14 protein-coding genes are annotated in these 17470 nt (G+C 59.2%); 10 read left to right on the forward strand and 4 right to left on the reverse strand.

Going from position 1 to position 17470, the window contains the following annotated elements; translation table 11 throughout:
- Positions 1–16 precede the first annotated feature (16 nt).
- From GO707_RS08150 to GO707_RS08160, 3 genes are all read left to right on the forward strand, one after another.
- Positions 17–592, forward strand: coding sequence for a C40 family peptidase (locus GO707_RS08150; RefSeq protein WP_157012739.1), 576 nt, complete (start codon positions 17–19; stop codon positions 590–592).
- A 301-nt stretch (positions 593–893) separates the two neighbouring features.
- Entirely contained in the window at positions 894–3188 is a 2295-nt protein-coding gene (locus tag GO707_RS12600; protein ID WP_157012740.1) for a glucosaminidase domain-containing protein, read from the forward strand.
- Between the two features lie 16 nt (positions 3189–3204).
- Complete coding sequence (locus GO707_RS08160) at positions 3205–4350, forward strand: glycosyltransferase family 4 protein (RefSeq protein ID WP_335878770.1); 1146 nt, start codon at positions 3205–3207, stop codon at positions 4348–4350.
- Between the two features lie 15 nt (positions 4351–4365).
- Here the strand turns inward: GO707_RS08160 and GO707_RS08165 are convergent, their stop codons facing one another.
- Entirely contained in the window at positions 4366–4515 is a 150-nt protein-coding gene (locus tag GO707_RS08165) for an SEC-C metal-binding domain-containing protein (RefSeq protein WP_157012742.1), read from the reverse strand.
- A gap of 142 nt (positions 4516–4657) precedes the next feature.
- Between GO707_RS08165 and GO707_RS08170 the strand changes: the two genes are divergently transcribed.
- From GO707_RS08170 to GO707_RS08180, 3 genes are all read left to right on the forward strand, one after another.
- Positions 4658–5389 carry an N-acetylmuramoyl-L-alanine amidase family protein gene (locus GO707_RS08170; protein WP_198161047.1) on the forward strand — a complete coding sequence of 244 codons (732 nt, stop codon included), beginning with the start codon at positions 4658–4660 and terminating at the stop codon, positions 5387–5389.
- Between the two features lie 272 nt (positions 5390–5661).
- Positions 5662–6480 carry an ABC transporter permease gene (locus tag GO707_RS08175; RefSeq protein WP_157012744.1) on the forward strand — a complete coding sequence of 273 codons (819 nt, stop codon included), beginning with the start codon at positions 5662–5664 and terminating at the stop codon, positions 6478–6480.
- Positions 6470–7216 carry an ABC transporter ATP-binding protein gene (locus GO707_RS08180; protein ID WP_157012745.1) on the forward strand — a complete coding sequence of 249 codons (747 nt, stop codon included), beginning with the start codon at positions 6470–6472 and terminating at the stop codon, positions 7214–7216. The genes GO707_RS08175 and GO707_RS08180 overlap by 11 nt, the downstream gene beginning before the upstream one ends.
- Here GO707_RS08180 and GO707_RS08185 read toward each other — a convergent pair.
- From GO707_RS08185 to GO707_RS08195, 3 genes are all read right to left on the reverse strand, one after another.
- Positions 7210–9270, reverse strand: a complete 2061-nt coding sequence (locus tag GO707_RS08185; protein WP_335878771.1) for a DUF6541 family protein — start codon at positions 9268–9270, stop codon at positions 7210–7212. The two genes, GO707_RS08180 and GO707_RS08185, sit on opposite strands and share 7 nt — an antisense overlap.
- 5 nt (positions 9271–9275) lie before the next feature.
- The gene (locus GO707_RS08190) at positions 9276–11312 is read right to left on the reverse strand and encodes a DUF6541 family protein (RefSeq protein ID WP_157012747.1); all 2037 of its coding nucleotides are present in this window, start codon (positions 11310–11312) and stop codon (positions 9276–9278) included.
- Positions 11313–11380: 68 nt separating this feature from the next.
- Complete coding sequence (locus GO707_RS08195) at positions 11381–12508, reverse strand: CDP-glycerol glycerophosphotransferase family protein (protein WP_198161048.1); 1128 nt, start codon at positions 12506–12508, stop codon at positions 11381–11383.
- Between the two features lie 101 nt (positions 12509–12609).
- Here GO707_RS08195 and GO707_RS08200 point away from each other — a divergent pair, with 101 nt between their 5' ends.
- The 4 genes from GO707_RS08200 to GO707_RS08215 are packed head-to-tail and all read left to right on the forward strand — an operon-like array spanning position 12610 to position 17440.
- Positions 12610–14391: a CDP-glycerol glycerophosphotransferase family protein gene (locus tag GO707_RS08200; protein ID WP_157012748.1), complete on the forward strand. Its 1782-nt coding sequence runs from the start codon at positions 12610–12612 to the stop codon at positions 14389–14391.
- A 41-nt stretch (positions 14392–14432) separates the two neighbouring features.
- A complete protein-coding gene (ispD, locus tag GO707_RS08205; protein ID WP_157012749.1) occupies positions 14433–15149 on the forward strand; it encodes a 2-C-methyl-D-erythritol 4-phosphate cytidylyltransferase in 717 nt (238 codons plus the stop codon).
- A 9-nt stretch (positions 15150–15158) separates the two neighbouring features.
- The gene (locus GO707_RS08210; RefSeq protein WP_157012750.1) at positions 15159–16208 is read left to right on the forward strand and encodes an NAD-dependent epimerase/dehydratase family protein; all 1050 of its coding nucleotides are present in this window, start codon (positions 15159–15161) and stop codon (positions 16206–16208) included.
- Between the two features lie 2 nt (positions 16209–16210).
- Positions 16211–17440 (forward strand): glycosyltransferase family 2 protein, encoded by a 1230-nt coding sequence (locus GO707_RS08215; RefSeq protein ID WP_157012751.1) that lies wholly within the window; start codon positions 16211–16213, stop codon positions 17438–17440.
- Positions 17441–17470: the final 30 nt, after the last annotated feature.

Here is a 17470-nt window from a genome sequence, read left to right on the forward strand (position 1 = left end):
TTTAGGCTTCGGCCCCATGGTTATGTTCAAAGCGCACACCAAGGCCGCGGGGATGATTGTCGCGGCTGCTCTTCTGGCGGCGTTGTGCACCGCCTTCTCCCATCCTGCGGCCTATGCGTCCGAGGTGGAAAGTCCCTTTACGAAGACTCAGGACTTCGCCCGCGAGATAAAAGAGTACGTGGGTGATGTGGCCGACGAGGCGGCCGCCCAAGCTGAGGCTGAGGCTCTCGAGGGCCGGCGGCAGTCGGTCGTCGCCGAGGCTGATGCGCAGCTCGGGGTGCCGTACTCCTACGGCGGCACGACCCCTTCGGGTTTCGATTGCTCCGGGTTCACCCGCTGGGTATTCTCCCACGCTCTCGGTCGCGAGCTGCCGCGCACGGCTGCCGAGCAGAGCGCGCTGGGCGTCGGGGTCTCGCTGGATGAGCTGGTGCCCGGCGACCTTCTGTTCTGGGGGTCGGGCTCGGGCGTCTACCACGTGGGCATCTACGCCGGCGACGGCGAGTACATCCACGCCTCCACGGGCGGCGGCCGCGTCATGCGCGCCACCTTCGACTACTTCGCCCCCGACTTCGCCAAGCGCGTCATCGAGTAAAGATGACTCCGCTTATCAGCGAAAACGGCCATCGGGCAGGGGTTATTCAAAAACTATATTTGTTGCCTTTGCGAGGATGCCGTGCGAATTCTGCGATAAAATGCCAGTTCAGAAACGGTGGAGGCGTCTTACTTGCCAAATGATCTGCTGATTTACCCACTCAACATCTGTCAATAAGTGCAAATTACCTGTTGGACAGCCCTTCTCTTCACGTTATAATGCAAGCTTCCAGGCATTTTATTGCCCTGGTTTTGCGCACCCAAATGCGCAAACGCGAAACGACGACGATAGAGGAGGCACGATGACTTCACCGAGGGAGGCAGTATCTATTCTCACTGCTGCGGCGCTGGTCGTTGCCCCTGTGGGCGGCGTGGCCGCAACGTACACCACCGGCTACGCCGAGGACGGCGATGGGCATACCATTAAGGACAACCGCGGTCACGATATTCCGGCCAGCTACGAAGAGGCCATCGCGTGGGTCAGCGAGGGTAAGACCCTTTATAAGTCCTGCGTCGATTACATGGCGGCCAATGCTGGGCAGTTCGGTAATCTGACGGAAGAGCAACGTGCGGAGTTGTGGAACCTGGCGACCGATGACGAGCCGGTTACGATAGAAACCGAGACGCCGGAGCCAGAGCCGGAGACCGATCCCGTGGAAACCACGTCGGTACCCGAGAAGACGGAGACGCCGGTTCAGTCCGAGGTGCCGGATACGGATAATCCAGGCATGGAGGAGCCCACGGCTCCCGAAACGCCGACGGATTCTGTTGAACCCGGCGGGTCGACTGACCCGGTGGATTCTACAGATACGACCGATTCCGTTGATCCGACGGATCCAGATGCGCCGACCGACCCGAACCCGCCTCCTGCTTCGACTGACCCGACGGATCCGACGAACCCCGTTGACCCTGAGGATCCGACCAACCCGACCGATCCCGTCGACCCCGATAATCCGGGTGAACCGGTTGATCCCGTCGACCCGGTCGATCCGGTCGATCCCGTCGACCCCACGGATCCGACCGACCCTGCCGAGCCCACCGATCCCGATCAGCCCGCGACGCCGGACGAGCCGGTCATCGATACAGATAACCCGGTTGATGACGGCGTCCAGAAGCCCGGGAATGCCGGCGGGGTGACCGACGAGTCGCACACAGCCGCCGCCATCAAGGGGCAGGCCCAGACGCCGCTCAAGCAGGTGGCCGTCACGGTGCCTTCCATCTCCTTCACGCACATCGACAACTCGGCCTACGTGGCGCGCCACTACAGCGAGGACCTCACCACCGAGAAGTTCATCTCGCTGGTGGGCGAGTCGGCCCGCACCATCGCCGCCGAGAACGATCTGTACGCGTCGGTCATGATCGCCCAGGCCATTCTGGAGTCTGCCTCTGGCAACTCCACGCTGGCCCAGGCGCCGAACAACAACTTGTTCGGCATCAAGGGCACCTACCACGGCAACTCCGTGCAGCTGCCCACGCGCGAGGACGACGGCACCGGCGCCACCTACACCATCATGAGCGACTTCCGCCAGTACGAGACGGTGGACGAGTCGCTCTCCGACTACGCCGACCTGCTCAGCAACTCCATGGGCGATTTCTACGCGGGCGCGCGCAAGTCGAACTCCGACAGCTTTGTGGACGCGTGCGACTTCCTCGTGGGGCGCTATGCCACGGACATCTTCTACTCAGAGAAGCTGCAGGATCTCATCGAGACCTACGATCTCACCCGTTTCGACGTGCCGCTGACCTACGAGCTGGCCGACACCTTCGTGCTGCCGGTGAAGGACGAGGTCACGGGGCTGGACAAGTATCTCGATCCGGTGACCGACAAGGTGGAATACGAGGCGCTCGTGGCCGAGTACCGCGACTACGTCGCCCGCACGAGCGAGTACCAGCAGGCGCTCGCCGAGTGGAGCGACCAGATGGCGGCGGCCGAGGAGCTCTACCACGTGCCGGTGTATCTGGAGAAGCTCTCCATGCCCGCGGCGGACACGCCGATGCAGCAGCACCAGGATGCCATCGACGCCGAGCGCTTCGAGGGCTTCGATACGCTCATCGCCACGGGCCAGCCCCTGCCGGTGCGCGAGGCCCGCACGTTGAACGATCTGACCGCCTGCGCGAACTCGTTCCTCGGCGTGCCGTATCTGTGGGGCGGCACGACGCCGGCCGGTTTCGACTGCTCGGGTCTGGTGCAGTACTGCTACCGCGAGGTGTTCAACATCGAGCTGCCGCGCACGACTTACTATCAGTGCGAGGTGGGCGTGGAGGTGCCCTTCGAGGAGTTGCTCCCGGGCGACCTGCTGTTCTTCGCCGACGGCGGGGACGTGCACCACGTGGCGATGTATCTGGGCGACGGCTACTATGTGGAGGCGCCGCACACGGGCGACGTGGTGAAGATCACGGCCATGAACGACAAGCTGCCCGATTTCGCGAAGCGCGTCGTGGACGTGCGGGGCATCGATATGAGCGAGTTCTCCGACGAGCAGCTGGCGCAGTTCGTGGAGCGCGAGAAGTACCTGCAGGAGCGCGAGCAGCGCCTGGGCGTGACCGACGAGACCTTGGCCGAGCTCACCGAGTGGCTCCGCGGCCTCGAGTTCTAGGCTGCATGCGCGCCGCGTGGGAGTAACTCTGCGACATTTCCTGGTGCTGGGCCTCCTTGCCTTCGTCGTGACGTATTTGTGCGTCCCGCTGGCACGGAGGCTCGCCCTGCGTTTGGATGCCGTCGATTACCCGAGCGCCCGGCGCGTCAACAAGAAGCCCACGCCGCGCATGGGCGGCGTCGCCATGGCAGCGGGCATTGCGGCGGCGCTCATCGTGGAGGTGGCCGGAGAGTACTTTTTCGGCTGGGCCGGGTTCTACATCCACGGCACCGATCGGGCCATCAACCACGCCGGTGTGATGTGCGGGCTGCTCACTATCGTGTGCGTGGGCGCCATGGACGACGTGTACTCGCTGAAGCCCAGCGTGAAGTTCGCCGGGCAGATTCTGGGGGCGACCATCATCGCGGCCTCGGGGCTTCTGCTGTCGAGCATCGCGAACCCGCTCGGCGCCGGGTTCATCCAGTTCGGCTGGTGGTCCTATCCGCTCACGGTGCTGTACCTCGCGTGCTTCATGAACGTCATCAACCTCATCGACGGCCTGGACGGCCTGGCGGCGGGCATCGCGGCCATCGCGTCGTTCTTCCTGTTTCTCATCGCCTTCGGGCGCGGGCTGGAAGAGACGGCTATGCTGTCCATCATCTTGCTGGGCGCGACGCTGGCGTTTCTGCGCTACAACTTCGCGCCGGCGAGTATCTTCATGGGAGACTCGGGCTCGCTGCTTCTGGGCGCCATGATCGGCGTCATCTCGCTCATGGGCGTCATGCGCTCGCCCACGGTCATCGTGCTGGCGGTGCCGCTCGTGATCGCCGCCATCCCCATCGCCGACACGGCGGCGGCCATCATTCGGCGCGTGTACCACCATCAGCCCATCCAGCAGGCCGATCGGAAACACTTGCACCACATGCTTTTGCGCAAGGGCTACGGCGTGCGCAAGAGCGTCGTCATCGTGTACGCCTGGACGGCGCTTCTGGGCGTGGGCGCCTGGGTTATGAGCAGTACCCACGGTGTTGCGGTGTGGGCTATGATCGCCATCATGCTGCTGGGGTCGTTCTTGATACTGTGGCGCCTCGGCATCTTCGATCAGGTTCTGCGCCACCACTACCACGGCCGCCACACCCGCCAAGAAGACAAGCCCCGCTGGTACGGAAGGCACGGGCGGTAGGGAAGCGGCGAGCGCTTACCTTCCACAACATTTCTTGAACTTCTTGTCGCTTCCGCAGGGGCGCGGGTCATTGCAGCCGATCTTCAGGGCTCGGCCGAAATCGTCGACGAACAGCTTCCGGCCCGTGGCCATCTCGATCTGCTCGGCCTTAATGCTTGATTGCATTGATTTACCTGTACTTAAAAGCTAGTCTTTCTGATTAGCGCACCATAAAAACTAACGATTGTGATAAGATGACTGTTTAGATCAGATTACTGAAACGAAAGGATCTGCTATGCAAACTTCTATGAGGCGAAGGATTGCTTCGGTGGCGCTTGCTGTTCTGGTGGCGTTCGGCTGCGGGGCGCTTACGGCGCTAGCGCAGGAGACGGCTGAGGGCCAGACGGCCTATGCCGCCCAGCAGGGGACATGGAAGAAGTCCTCGGGCAAATGGTGGTATGCCTATAACGGCGGCGGCTATGCGAAGTCTGGCTGGGCGCAGATTGATGGCAAGTGGTATCTGTTCGACGGCGCTGGCTGGATGAAGACCGGCTGGCAGCAGGTCGGCGGCAAATGGTATCACCTTTCCGGTTCGGGCGCTATGCAGACCGGTTGGTTGAAAGATGGCAAGACCTGGTACTACCTGAACCAGAGCGGCGCCATGGCCACGGGTTGGCAGAAAGTCGGTGGTTCCTGGTACTATCTCGCCAAGTCGGGCGCCATGAAGACCGGCTGGCAGAAAGTTGGCGGAAGCTGGTACTATCTCAAGGGCTCGGGTGCAATGGCCGCAAATACCTGGATCGGCGATTACTACGTTGACGGGTCGGGCGTCATGGCGACGAATTGCTGGATAGGGAAGTACTACGTTGACGCGAACGGCAAGTGGGATCGTTCCAAGAGCGGCACGAACCTCGCTGATACGAAAACAGTTTATTGGGTTGACAACGGTGAGGTATACCACCTCACCAAAGACTGCGTATCTCTCAAGCGCTCCACCGGTATCCACTCGGGAACCGTTGCTCAATCGGGCAAGTCTCGCGTCTGCAGCAACTGCGGCTAATCGGCAAGTGAAATTCGGCATTTGCCGACAACTCATTCGATTGAGTAATAAGATCAGCTGAGTAAAAGGGAGTCGTCAAAAGGGCGGCTCTCTTGCGTATGGGGCTGATCTCATCAGGGCATGCTATCTTTTGCGATAATCCGGAAACTAGGGGCGATCGTGCGACAATATGGTGCCGATGGGGTTTCTCTATCGAAGAATCGCGCAAGGATGCGGCGATGCCAGCCAAGCAATGGTAGAATAAAGGCTCGTCTGGTTGTCCATTGCGAGAAATGGGGATTGTGGGCACGCTTTCTGAGATAATCAAAGAACAATGGGAGTGGCGCAAGCAGATCCTGAGCCTCGGCCTGTTCGATCTGAAGAAAACATCCGCTGGCGCGGTGCTCGGCTCCTTCTGGTTTTTCGCCAAGCCAGCCGTTTACATCTTCTGCTTCTGGTTCGCCCTTGAGGTCGGCTTGAAAAGCGGTAACCAAACCGGATCGGATGTGCCCTATATCCTCTGGCTGATGGGTGGCCTCATCCCGTGGTTTTATATGCAAGATATCCTGGGTGCCGGTATCGATGTGTTCAAGCGTTACTCCTACCTGGTCACGAAGATCAAGTTTCCGTTGCCGGGCATTCCCACCATCTATTCCATCTCTACGATGATCATTCAAGCTGGTCTCGTGGCCGCCCTGCTCATCGTATTTTTCCTCTGCGGCCAGACGGCGGACTGGTACCTCCTTCAGATCCCCGTCGCCATGGTGCTCATGTTCGTGTTCTTCGACTTGTTCTCGCTTATGACGAGTTGCCTTTCCGCCATAAGCAAGGACTTCAAGAATCTTCTGCAGACGCTCTCGACGCCGTTGTTCTGGCTGTCGGGCGTCATTTTCGATGTGTACTCCATGGGCATTCCCGCCATCGAGGCCATCCTCATGTTCAATCCCGTCACCTTCTTCGTCACTATGTACCGCTGCGCGGTGTACGACAAGATGTGGATCTGGGAGAAACCAGAGGCTATCATCGGCTTCGTCGTGGTGTTCATCTTGCAGCTCATAGCCACGACGATCATCTACAAGCGTACTCACGAGGAGGTGGCCGATGTCCTCTAGTGAGGCTCCCATCGCCATCAAGTTCGATCACGTCACGAAGACGTACAAGCTGTACGAGAACGACAAGCAGCGCTTCCTCAGCGTGTTCCGCAGCAACGACAAGCGCAAGCTCGTTGCCACGGTGAACGCTTGCGACGATCTCTCATTCGAAGTGAAGCGGGGCGAGGCGGTGGCTTTCCTGGGCACCAACGGCGCCGGAAAGTCCACGACGTTGAAGATGATCACGGGAGTGACCTATCCCACTAAAGGAGAGGTCACGGTCAACGGAACCGTGAGCGCCTTGCTTGAGCTGACAGCTGGTTTCGATATGAAACTCACAGGGCGTGAGAACATCTATCTTCGCGGTCATGCCCTGGGTCTCGAGCGTGAGGAAATCGCAGAGCTTGAGCCGAAGGTGGTCGAGTTCGCCGATCTCGGGGTCTATATCGATCAGCCGGTGCGCACCTATTCGTCGGGCATGAAGTCGCGTCTCGGCTTCGCGTTCGCCGTTTCAAGCGATCCGGAAATCCTCGTAGTGGACGAGGCGCTTTCGGTGGGGGACAAGCAGTTCCAGAAAAAGTGCTTCGCCCGTGTGCGCGAGATCATGGAGAAAGAGGACGTGACGGTGCTCTTCGTTACGCATACGTCTTCTGCGGCCGAGGAGTTTTGCACGCGCGGCATCGTGCTCGACCATGGTTCGAAGAAGTTTGATGGCTCGATAGAGGACGCCATCGCCTACTACGAGGGAAACTACTGATCTTCGGCGGACTCCTCGGCGGTGATCTTGTAAAGCCGCATGTCGCCATCGGCGAGAATCGTCTCGAATCCCGGCGTGTCATCTGTGAGGTTTGCTAAGCCCTCCCATCCCATCTCGTAGTCTTCTCCAGTTTGGATGAGCCATCTGCCCTCGTCGTAGGGCAGCCCTTGATCGAGAAGGAGCACATACTGCGCCCCTGAGTTGCGCACTGCCTCTCGAACGGTGGAATCTGTGGCGATGTCGCTTAAGTGGTCGCGTATCGTCCGGCTCTGCTCGGTGGTGCCCTCGGTGTCGATATGGCGGAAGTAAGTGTTAAGCCCATCGAGCCCGTAGGCGAAGGCGCTTCCGTCGTGGGGTTGGTTGATGACCAGGGCTCCGCCTGGAATCATCTCGAGCACCTTGCGCACGAAGCGCTGCTCCTCGGCGCTGTACACCTGCTCTTCGCCCTCGTCGTAGCCGGACTCCATGAGGTAGTGCATATAGCCGACGGCTGTTCCCACCGTGGGCACGAAATGGCTGCCGGATACTTCGGAGCTTTGGTCTTCAGGCGGCTCTTGGTAGAAGGGGAAGAAGTTGACGAGCGCGAAGACCCCGGCGACGAGAGCCAGCGACCCCTTCCAGGAAAGACGATCGATCTTGCGATGGGCATAGGCGGCAATGGTCGCCAGGCCGAGGGCGGCTATGGGGATGAGGAACAACTCGGCGCAACAGAGGACGCGGTAGGGGTCGCTGTACCAGAATCCGGCGAGGAACGTCCGCAGGGTGTAGGGCGCGTCGCTGCATCGGCATAGGCCGTACACGACGAGCATGTACAGAGCGGGAAGGCCCAGCCAGAACCGCCGCTGCCGCACGAGCGCAACGAACCCTGCAGCGCAAGCTAGGGTAAGAGCCCATTGGGGCGGTTGCTCGGGATAAAGCGAGATGATTGCGGCGGCATAGGCACTTTCAGCCCAGGAAAGATTCAGGTTCCCCGTGTTGTTGAAGAGGACTACCTGCTGAAGGGGAGGGGCATACAGCATAGCCTGCCAGACAAGATAGGCGAAAGCAAGGCCGAGGATCCAGACGACCCATGGTTTCCGCAGCGGATTGCGAGATCCAATCCAAGTGGATTGCGTTATCGCGTCGGCGATTCGATGGATGACGAAGGGGGCCAGGAACACCAATACGGTGAAAAGGCCGTTGGGGTGGGCAACGCCGAAGAAACCCACCGATAGGGCCGAGCAGAGCGCCAGCCCCTTCCAATGGCGCCGCGCTCCTGCGTGAACGTAGGCGATGACAAGAGCGATGGCGGCCGGTGTCAGCGAGAAGCTCAGCAAGTTGGCGAGCAGCTGCCCTTTCAGAAGGAGCACCCAGGGAAGGCAGGCGAAGCCTACGCTCGTGAAGGCGCCGAAGAACAGCGCATCCCGCCTCGCGGGGAAAAGCGCGTGCATGAGGACGAACGAGCTCAGGGGGTAGGTGACGCCGCTCAGCATGGCGTTCAGGGCGTTCATGACGATAGGCATGTCGATACCCGTGGCCGAGGCGACAAGGGCAACCAGCAGATGCCACGCAGCTGGATAGTAGCCAGTTTGCGCCTCGTCGGCCACAGCTCCGGAGCCGGTGTGCAATGCCGACCAATCGCTCGTATCGAGGAAGTGGCGCGCCAGGTTGTAGTGGGTCTGGTTGTCGTAGCGGCAGTAGTACGACTCCGGGCCGTCGAGGCTGAGCACATAGACGTACAGGCAGACGGCAATGCCCGCAAGGAGGTACAGTGCGAGCATCCGCCAAGCGAAGCTGGAACTACGGGGTGGCCTGTCCCGCGTTCCGAAGAGCCGCGAGGCTGCGAGGAGCGCTCCACAGGCGAGCGCGACGGGCAGAGCCACGGTTGCCCATGAGCAGTCTATGCCGAGTATGCCCCACAGGACGCTTATGGCGGCATAGCCGAAGACGCTTGCTAATGGGGCGCAAGCGAGCGCCAGGGGCCAACTGAACCGAAGACCTCGGAAGAGAAGGCACCCTGGTCCGTATAGCGCCACAAGGCATGCGAGGCAAGCTCCCGCGAACAACGGCCACATGTGCGCTACTCCCCGGAGGCACCGCCATCGTCGGTGCCGGTGATCTTGTAGAGTCGCATATCGCCGTCGGAAAGAACTGTTTCGAATCCGGGCGTCTCGTCGGTGATGCGATTGATGCCGTCCCACCGCTTCAAACTATCTTCAGTTGTTTGCAAAAGCCATTTGCCCTCGTCGTAAGGTACGCCCTGATCGAGCAGGAGCACATATTCAGCCGACACGTCTTTAACAGCGCGCCGCACTTCCTCGCTTTCGGCGATGGTGTCCAAGCCCTCTCTTATCATATTGGCGTCATCCGTTAGAGATCCTGTGGTGGGATGCCGGAAGTAGGTATTAATGCCGTTGACGCCATAGGCGAAGAGGCTGCCATCTTCAGGAGAGTTGATGACGAGCGACCCGTCGGGAATCATCTCCATGGCCCTATTGACGAAGTCTTTCTCCTTCGTGCTATAGACATGGTCTCTCGTCGTGCTGTACTCGCGGGCAATGCGATCCCGCATGAACCCGAACGGAGACCATTCTCTCTTGTGCGTTACGAGATTGTGGTAGCTAGGAAAGAAGTTGTAGCACGTAAAAACAACAAGCAAGACGGCGGTTACAACGCGCAAGCTGCTTTGCTTGTGCGTTGCGTTGGGGCGCTTAGACGCTTTGCGCTCGTCGTAGGACTTGGCGATGGCGACGATGATGGCGCTCAGCCCCATCGTGATGAGCGGCACGAGAAATATAGCGGCGGCATCTGCCAAGCGCCACGGGTCGTTGTACCAGAAACCGCAGAGAACGTTTCGCAAGTATTCGTCGGTGCAGCGAGATACCCCGTAGGCGATGACCATATAAACTGCTGGGAAGATGAGCCATACCCGATGCTTCTTGATGGCTACGACGCATCCAACAAAAGCCACGATGGCCAAGATGGTTTGCGGCGGCTGTCCGACATAGAACTCGAACGTGACGGAGGCGATAAAGCTCTCAACGGGAGTTAGTGTTAGGCCGCCGGTGTTGGGGAAGTTGACAACTTCAGCGAAGAATGGAAGCTGCAAAAGAACGAACCAGAGGATGATGAAGACCACTGCCGATAGAGCAAAAGCCAACACCTTGTTTCTGGAGAATCGTTTCATGGAGCGATGCGTGATATAGGCTGCGGCAAAAATGTAGGCGCAGAACAGACCGTTCGGTTGAGATAGCGCAAGAGCCGCAACGGCGAGGATGCCGGAGAAAAGAGTACCCTTCCAATGGACGCCTATGCCGGCTTTGATGTAGTGCATGAAAAGAGCGAGCACCGCAGGAAGAAGAGCAAAGCTAAGGAGGTTTGATACCAAGGGGCCTTTTATGAGGAAAGTCCATGGGAAGCAGGCAACCGACATACTAGCCACGGCTCCAACTGCGATGTGCAACTTGGATTTAGGGAACAGGCAAGTGAGAAATGCCCACATGGAAGTCGGATAGACGAGGCCGCATATCACAGCGTTAGTCGCGTTGATGGCGACGATGGGATCGGACGAGGCGAGGGTGCAGACGAGAGCTGCGAGGTCGTGCCAAGCGGATGGGTAGAAACCGGCACTTCCTGGAATGAAAGCGATCGTTCCAGTTGTAGCGCCAATGGATGACCACTGCCCGGACTCGACGAAGTATCGGACCATATTCAGATGGGTTGCGTTGTCTGCGCGGCAATAGAAGGAATCGGCACCGTCGAGTGGCTTGATAAACATGTAGACGCATATCAAGATACCGAAAGCAGCATAGCAGGCGAGGAACTTCCAATCCCAAGAAGTTGCCCGATCCGTGGTCTTGGCGTGTCCAATGAGCTTGGCAATGAGGTAAGGGATGAAGCACAGGACGAGCGTAGGTCCAAAGACAGTTGATCCTGCAGAGAAGATGCCGATCTTTTCGTTTACGATGGCTACGATTGAAATGATAGCTGTCGAAGCTATAGGAGCGAACGCTATGCTTCGCGGGGTGCTGAAGGCCAAATTCCTAAACAGAAGATAGCCCGGTACATATAGAACGATAGCGCATAGTATGATGCAGGCGAGAAAAGAAATCCACATGGGGCAACAAATCCTTCGGAAGCTTACAGACAGCGTTTAAGTATACCAATTGGCGATGTGCTGAGAAGCTAGCAATCTGTCTGTTGAACCAGCTTCAGAATATACCGACAAAGATGATTCGTGCAGGTTCCATGCGTGGGAAGGGTAATGTTGTTCCTGACGAAACATTGATATCTCTCGGGTTCGAAGGCGTCGCGCTCGATGGCTTTCACGAGTACGCTAGGATCGTCGGTGAACAAGGTGGGCACGTCGCGGGCGAGGTCGATGTTGAACGAGCGCTTCTCGTGGTAAGTGCCCCAATCGTAGGCGTACAGAAAAACCGGCACGCCCAGAAGCCCCGCCTCGTACATGACGGTGGAGTAGTCGGTGATCACGTAGTCGGCGGCAAACAGAGGATCGATGCCGCTGCGGTCGGCGGTGATGACGCGCGGGTCGTCGATAGTCTGCCGGCTGACGGGATGAGGGAGGAATACGAAGTTGAACTCATCGAAATCGACGGCCGAGAGCAAGTTCTGCATCGCCTTCTCCTCGTTGGGCGGTGGCGTCTTGCGGAAGGTCGGGCAATAGACGATGGTCTTCTTGCCGGCCATTTCGGGATGCTCCCTCAGGAAGGCCTCGCGCTGCCTCGAGCGAAACGCAGGGTCGCGCAGGAGATCGACCCGGGGAAGGGGGGCTTCGAAAACGATGGAGGGATCCACGTTGAAACCGGCGGCCAAATCGTCGCGGAAGTTGAGCGATGAGACGGCGACGGCGTCGTACCCCTCGTGCATATGCATGAGACGGGCCGTCTCGGAGCTGTGGCCCTCGGGCGTATCCAGTGTGGCATAACCGAACTTCTTCATGTTGCCCAGGGCGTGCCAGATCTGCACGACGGGGGCCTTAATGCGGCTACCGAGCAGGCTCACCACGATGCAGTAGGAATCCACCACGACGGCCCGGCTCGTCGCGATGAAGAAGACCTGCTTGGCCATGACGGGTAAATAGCGGAGCGGGCTTTCCAGCTTGTCGGCCAGTATGACCGTGCGGTATGGCGGCTCCTTGCGTGCGAGCCCTTCTTTCAGAAGGAGGAAATCGATAGGGGCATCGTTGCTCTGACGGCTGATGCACACCACCTGGCGCTTGACGGGAAAAAGGCGGCAGATGCGGTAGAACAGGGCGAGCAGGGCGGTAGCCGCCGCCACGGCGAGACGCTTCACGATGCTCCTCCTGTCTTTGCGGTGCTGGGCCTGTGGGCTTTTTCGCTACGATTGCAGCCCATGGTATCATGGTTTTCGCTATATGAGAGACGGAGGACGGCGTGATCGTAACAATAGAGGATATTTCCTGGGAACGGGTTTTTTTGCGCGTGACCTATCGCGCCGATAAGCCCGCGCATCTGAAGCTGTTCCGCGTGAGATCCCGGCAGTTCGTGGAATTCCGGGAAACCCTGGAAGGCGACCTTGTGACGGCTGTCGTCAACATTACCCAAGGCGGCGGTCGGGAGCCCCTGTCCGACGGCGAGTGGATCATCTGCCAGCAGCTGTCCGATGAGCAAGCCCGCCTCCCGTGGGCGCGTGCCAACGCCCCCTATCTTGTGACTCTCGCGAAAAAGCGCCTGTGGGGAGAACTAAAGCCCTCGCAAGTGCGAAGGGCGAAAAGAGATGGGGTCGACTATGCCGCATACCCCTTCACCGACGAACAGATCGACGAGGACATCCGCAACCGTCCCTTCACGACCCATAACATCGCCTATTCGCCGCAGCTGACGGAGTGGCTGGGCGACCTGTCCCGGGTCTTCCGCTATGTGGACGGCAAGTACGCGCTGGCCGCCTCGCTCATTCCCTCCATGGACGCCAGCGACTACCTCATCGTGAAGCTGGCCATCGACTACTTCGTGAAGAACCGGAAGCCCCAGACGCGCCGGTTCAGTCTCCGGCAGATGGAGAAGAACCTCTTCTCGCTTTATTACAAGCTAGCGAGGAAGGTCTTGCGGCCGAAGGATAACGTCGTGCTGTTCTTTAAGGAGAACGGAGATGAGCCGACGGAGAACCTGGCCGCCGTTCGGGATCGCCTAATAGAGAGGGGGATCGACAAGGAATTCCCCGTCATAGAGCGGTACCGCAACACATTCGTGGGGCACCAGAATCTATTTTTCTGGATTAAGGACATCAACGCCATTGCCAGGAGTCGCTACATCTTCATCGACGACTACTGTCCCGTCTTCAACTTCATCGATCCCGACGACGATACGGTGCTCACCCAGGTATGGCATGCCGGTGTCGGGTTCAAGTCGGTAGGCTATGCCCGCTTCGGCATCTCAGGTTCCCCCGACCCCTACCAGTCGGCCCATCGGCGCTACGACTACGCCCTGGTGGGCAATGGGGAGCTACGCGATATCTACTCCGAGGTGTTCGGCATCGAACAGGAGGCACTGCTAGCCACCGGCATGCCCCGGCTCGACCACTTCCTCGACGAGGAGCGCCAGGCGGCGGCGGAGCAACGCCTTATGGCGAAGTACCCGTGGATGGGCGACGGGCGCGTGATCGTGTTCGCCCCCACCTTTCGCGGGGCCGGGCAGGCCACGGCCTATTACCCTTACGACTCCTACATCGACTACCGGGCGCTTTGGGAGATGTGCGAGCGCACCAACTCATACTTCGTCTTCGAGATGCACCACTTCATCGAGGAGCGCCCGGAGATACCGTCCGCTTTCGCGAATCGCTTGAAGGATCTCTCGGACGAGAGTTTGGGTGACCTGCTCTATGTGGCCGATGTTCTGGTAACGGACTACTCGTCCTGCTTCTACGACTGCCTCCTTCTGCAAAAGCCGGTGGTCTTCTACGTGCCCGACAAGGTGGAGTACTCGGCTACGCGTGGCGTGCAGCGCTCGGTGGACGATATGGCGCCGGGGGTGGTGTGCGACACGTCCGAAGAGTTCGTGGACGTGCTAGAGAAGGCCGCCTACCGTTCGACGGCGCCGGACGCATCGATGATCGATCGCTGCTCGGAGCAGGCGGGCTATGCGGCCGACCGCGTCATTGATGCGGTGCTCCTGGAAAAAGAAGTGCCGGGCGTGCGCTTGGCGCGCAATGCGTCATAATAGGCGAAAACGGCAAGAGAAGCGGAAAGAAGCAGCTGCCCATGAACTACGCCCTTATTTTCGCTGGTGGAACGGGCCAGCGGATGAACACCAAAACGCGGCCCAAGCAGTTCCTTGAGCTGTACGGAAAGCCCATCATCCTGTATACCATCGAGGCCTTCGAGAACCACCCGGCTATCGACGGCATCGTGGTAGTGTGCCTGAAGGATTGGATTTCCTTCCTGAAGAAGAAGATCGCCCATTACGACATCACCAAGGTCGTCGATGTGATTCCTGGTGGTGCCACGGGGCAGGAATCCATCCGCAACGGCCTGGCGGCATTGGAGGCGGCCGTGGGGCGCGACCATGCCGTGTTCGTCCACGACGGGGTGCGCCCTCTGGTGAGCGACGAGACCATTACAAGGTGCGCCGAATCGGTGGCCGCCCATGGCAACGCCATTTCCGTCACGCCGGCCATCGAGACCATCGTGCAGGAAGAGGACGGCGTGGTAACCAACATCATCGACCGGGCCGCCTGCCGCATGGCCAAAGCCCCCCAGTGCTTCAACATCGGCGAGCTCATCGACGCCCACGAACGGGCCATGACCGATGGCGAGGAGGGATTCATCGATTCGGCAAGCCTCATGCGCCATTACGGGCACGTGCTGCACGCGGTGGAGACGGGACCGGAGAACATCAAGATCACCACGCCGTCGGACTTCTACATCTTCCGGGCCTTCGTGGATGCGCGCGAGAGCTCGGAGATATTCGGTTTCTAGGAGGCTGCCATGTTCGATATCTTTGCCGAATCGCGCGAGCAGGCGCGCTCGGAGGCCATTCCCTGGGGCGAGCTAGAAGGGAAGTGCGTGCTCATCACCGGAGCCACGGGCCTCATCGGCTTCGCCTGCGCTCGCCTGCTGCTGGAGCGCAACCGTCTCGGCCTAGGCCCGCAGATCCGCGTTCTCTGCCTAGTAAGGAACGAGGAGCGTGCTCGCGAGATATTTTCCGCCTACGGTGAGGACGATGGCCTAGAAATGGTCGTGGGCTCTGTTGAGGACTTCCCTCAGCCCGAGGGCTCCATCGACTACATCGTTCACACTGCCTGCCCCACGGCATCGAAGTTTTTCGCGGAGCATCCCGTCGAGACGGCGGACGCCCTGGTGCTCGGCACGAGGCGCGTGCTGGAGCTGGCCCGGGCGAAGGGCGTGTCTGGCATGGTGTACGCTTCCAGCATGGAAGCTTACGGCGATGGCAACGCCGAGCCGGGACTTGATAACTTGCTGAATGAGAGCCAAGTGGGCTATGTGGACCCCCTGCGCGTGCGCAGCTGCTACCCGGAGGGCAAACGCATGGCCGAGCAGTACTGCTGCGCCTATGCCGCCGAGTATGGCGTCCCCGCCATGGTGGTGCGCCTGGCCCAGACCTTCGGCCCCGGCATCCCGAAGAGCGACGGCCGCCTGTTTGCCATGTGCGCGCGCAACGCTTTGGCGGGGGAGGACATCGTCCTTAAGACGACGGGCGCCAGCACGCGCATGTACCTGTACACGGCCGACGCGGTGTCCGCATTGCTCACGGTGATGCTGAAGGGCGAGCCGGGATGCGCCTACAACGCCGCCAACCCGTCCACCTACTGCTCGGTGCGGGAGATGGCCGAGATGGTGGCGTCCTTGGCACCGGACGGCAGCGTGCAGGTGCGCTGCGCGATAGACCCCGATGCCCCTTACCCCCCCGAACATCATCTGCCGTTGGACGTATCGCGCCTTCAGGCCCTCGGCTGGGCGGCGACGCAGGATCTGCCCGGCATGTACCGCAACCTCATGGCCTATCTGGAGGATTAGCCATGGCGAATCCGGTGAAGGTCTCGGTGGTCGTTCCTGTCTATAATACCGCCCCATATCTCGAGCAATGTCTCGATAGCATTGTCGGGCAATCTCTGGCTGACATCGAGATCATTTGCGTGGACGATGGATCCACCGATGAATCACCGGCAATTCTTGAGAGCTATGCTGCTAAAGACCTACGACTAAAAGTAATTCATCAGCAAAACCAATTCGCTGGTACCGCTCGCAACAATGGGATGGCCGCAGCTCGCGGCGAATACATCATGTTCTGCGATTCCGATGACTTCATGGCGGAAAATGCTCTGGAGCTCATGTACGAGAAGAGCAAGAAAGACGAAGCGGATATCTGCGTTTGCGCGGGGAAGCGCTACTATGAGCAACTTGGGCTCACGGTAGATGCGCCCGGTTATTTGGAAGTAAAGCGGGTGCCTGAGAAACTGCCATTCAACCGCTCCGACAATGCGGAGCATCTGTTCAGCTTCACCACTATTATGATGTTCAATAAGATGTTCCGCCTCGATTTCCTGCGAGAGCGTCATCTGCAATATGCAACGACGCGGAACGGTGAAGATGTTGAGATATGTGCCCTTGCTCTTTGGTATGCCGATCGAATAACGGTGGTGAAGACTCCGCTTGTGGTCTACCGTATCGACAGGCCAGATAGTCTCGTGGGAACGCTTAGTCAGGCTGCCCTTGATCCTCTTTATGCCTGGATGCGGGTATGGCGGGCGATCGGTTCGAAGCTAGGTGATGCGAAGCGAAGCTTCGATTGCAAGTTCCTCGGAGTTGCACGTCACACTCTGAGGAATGTGACGAATTCCAACGCGTTCGATCAGTGCTTCGATTACCTGAAAAGTGAAGCAATCGATGTCATGGATCTGCGCGTTCGTAAAGACGGCTACTACTATACGCCCTGGTATAACGAGTTCGTTTCTCATCTTCGCGATGAAAGCTGCGAGGGCTTTAAAGTTTATATGCTCTTTGCGACAAATCGGGATTTAGATACGGAAGAGGCGAAGAGACTCGATTTCCGACGTCGCTTGAGAGAATCGGAGAAACAGAGAGCCCAAGTTGAGCGTGCGTTTAAAAATGCCGAGAAAGAACGTGCCGAGATCGAACGCAAATTCTCGAAAGTAAAATGGCTCTATAGCTGCGGCAGGGCAGCTTTGCGGCTTCCTCGAAGGATTAGAAAAGAACTGACTCGAGGCGGGGAAGCAGCGGATAAATAGAAGAGCAAGCGAGTATTCACGCTTGCTCTT

The sequence above is a fragment of the Adlercreutzia rubneri genome (assembly GCF_009755265.1).
Lineage (GTDB): Bacteria > Actinomycetota > Coriobacteriia > Coriobacteriales > Eggerthellaceae > Adlercreutzia > Adlercreutzia rubneri.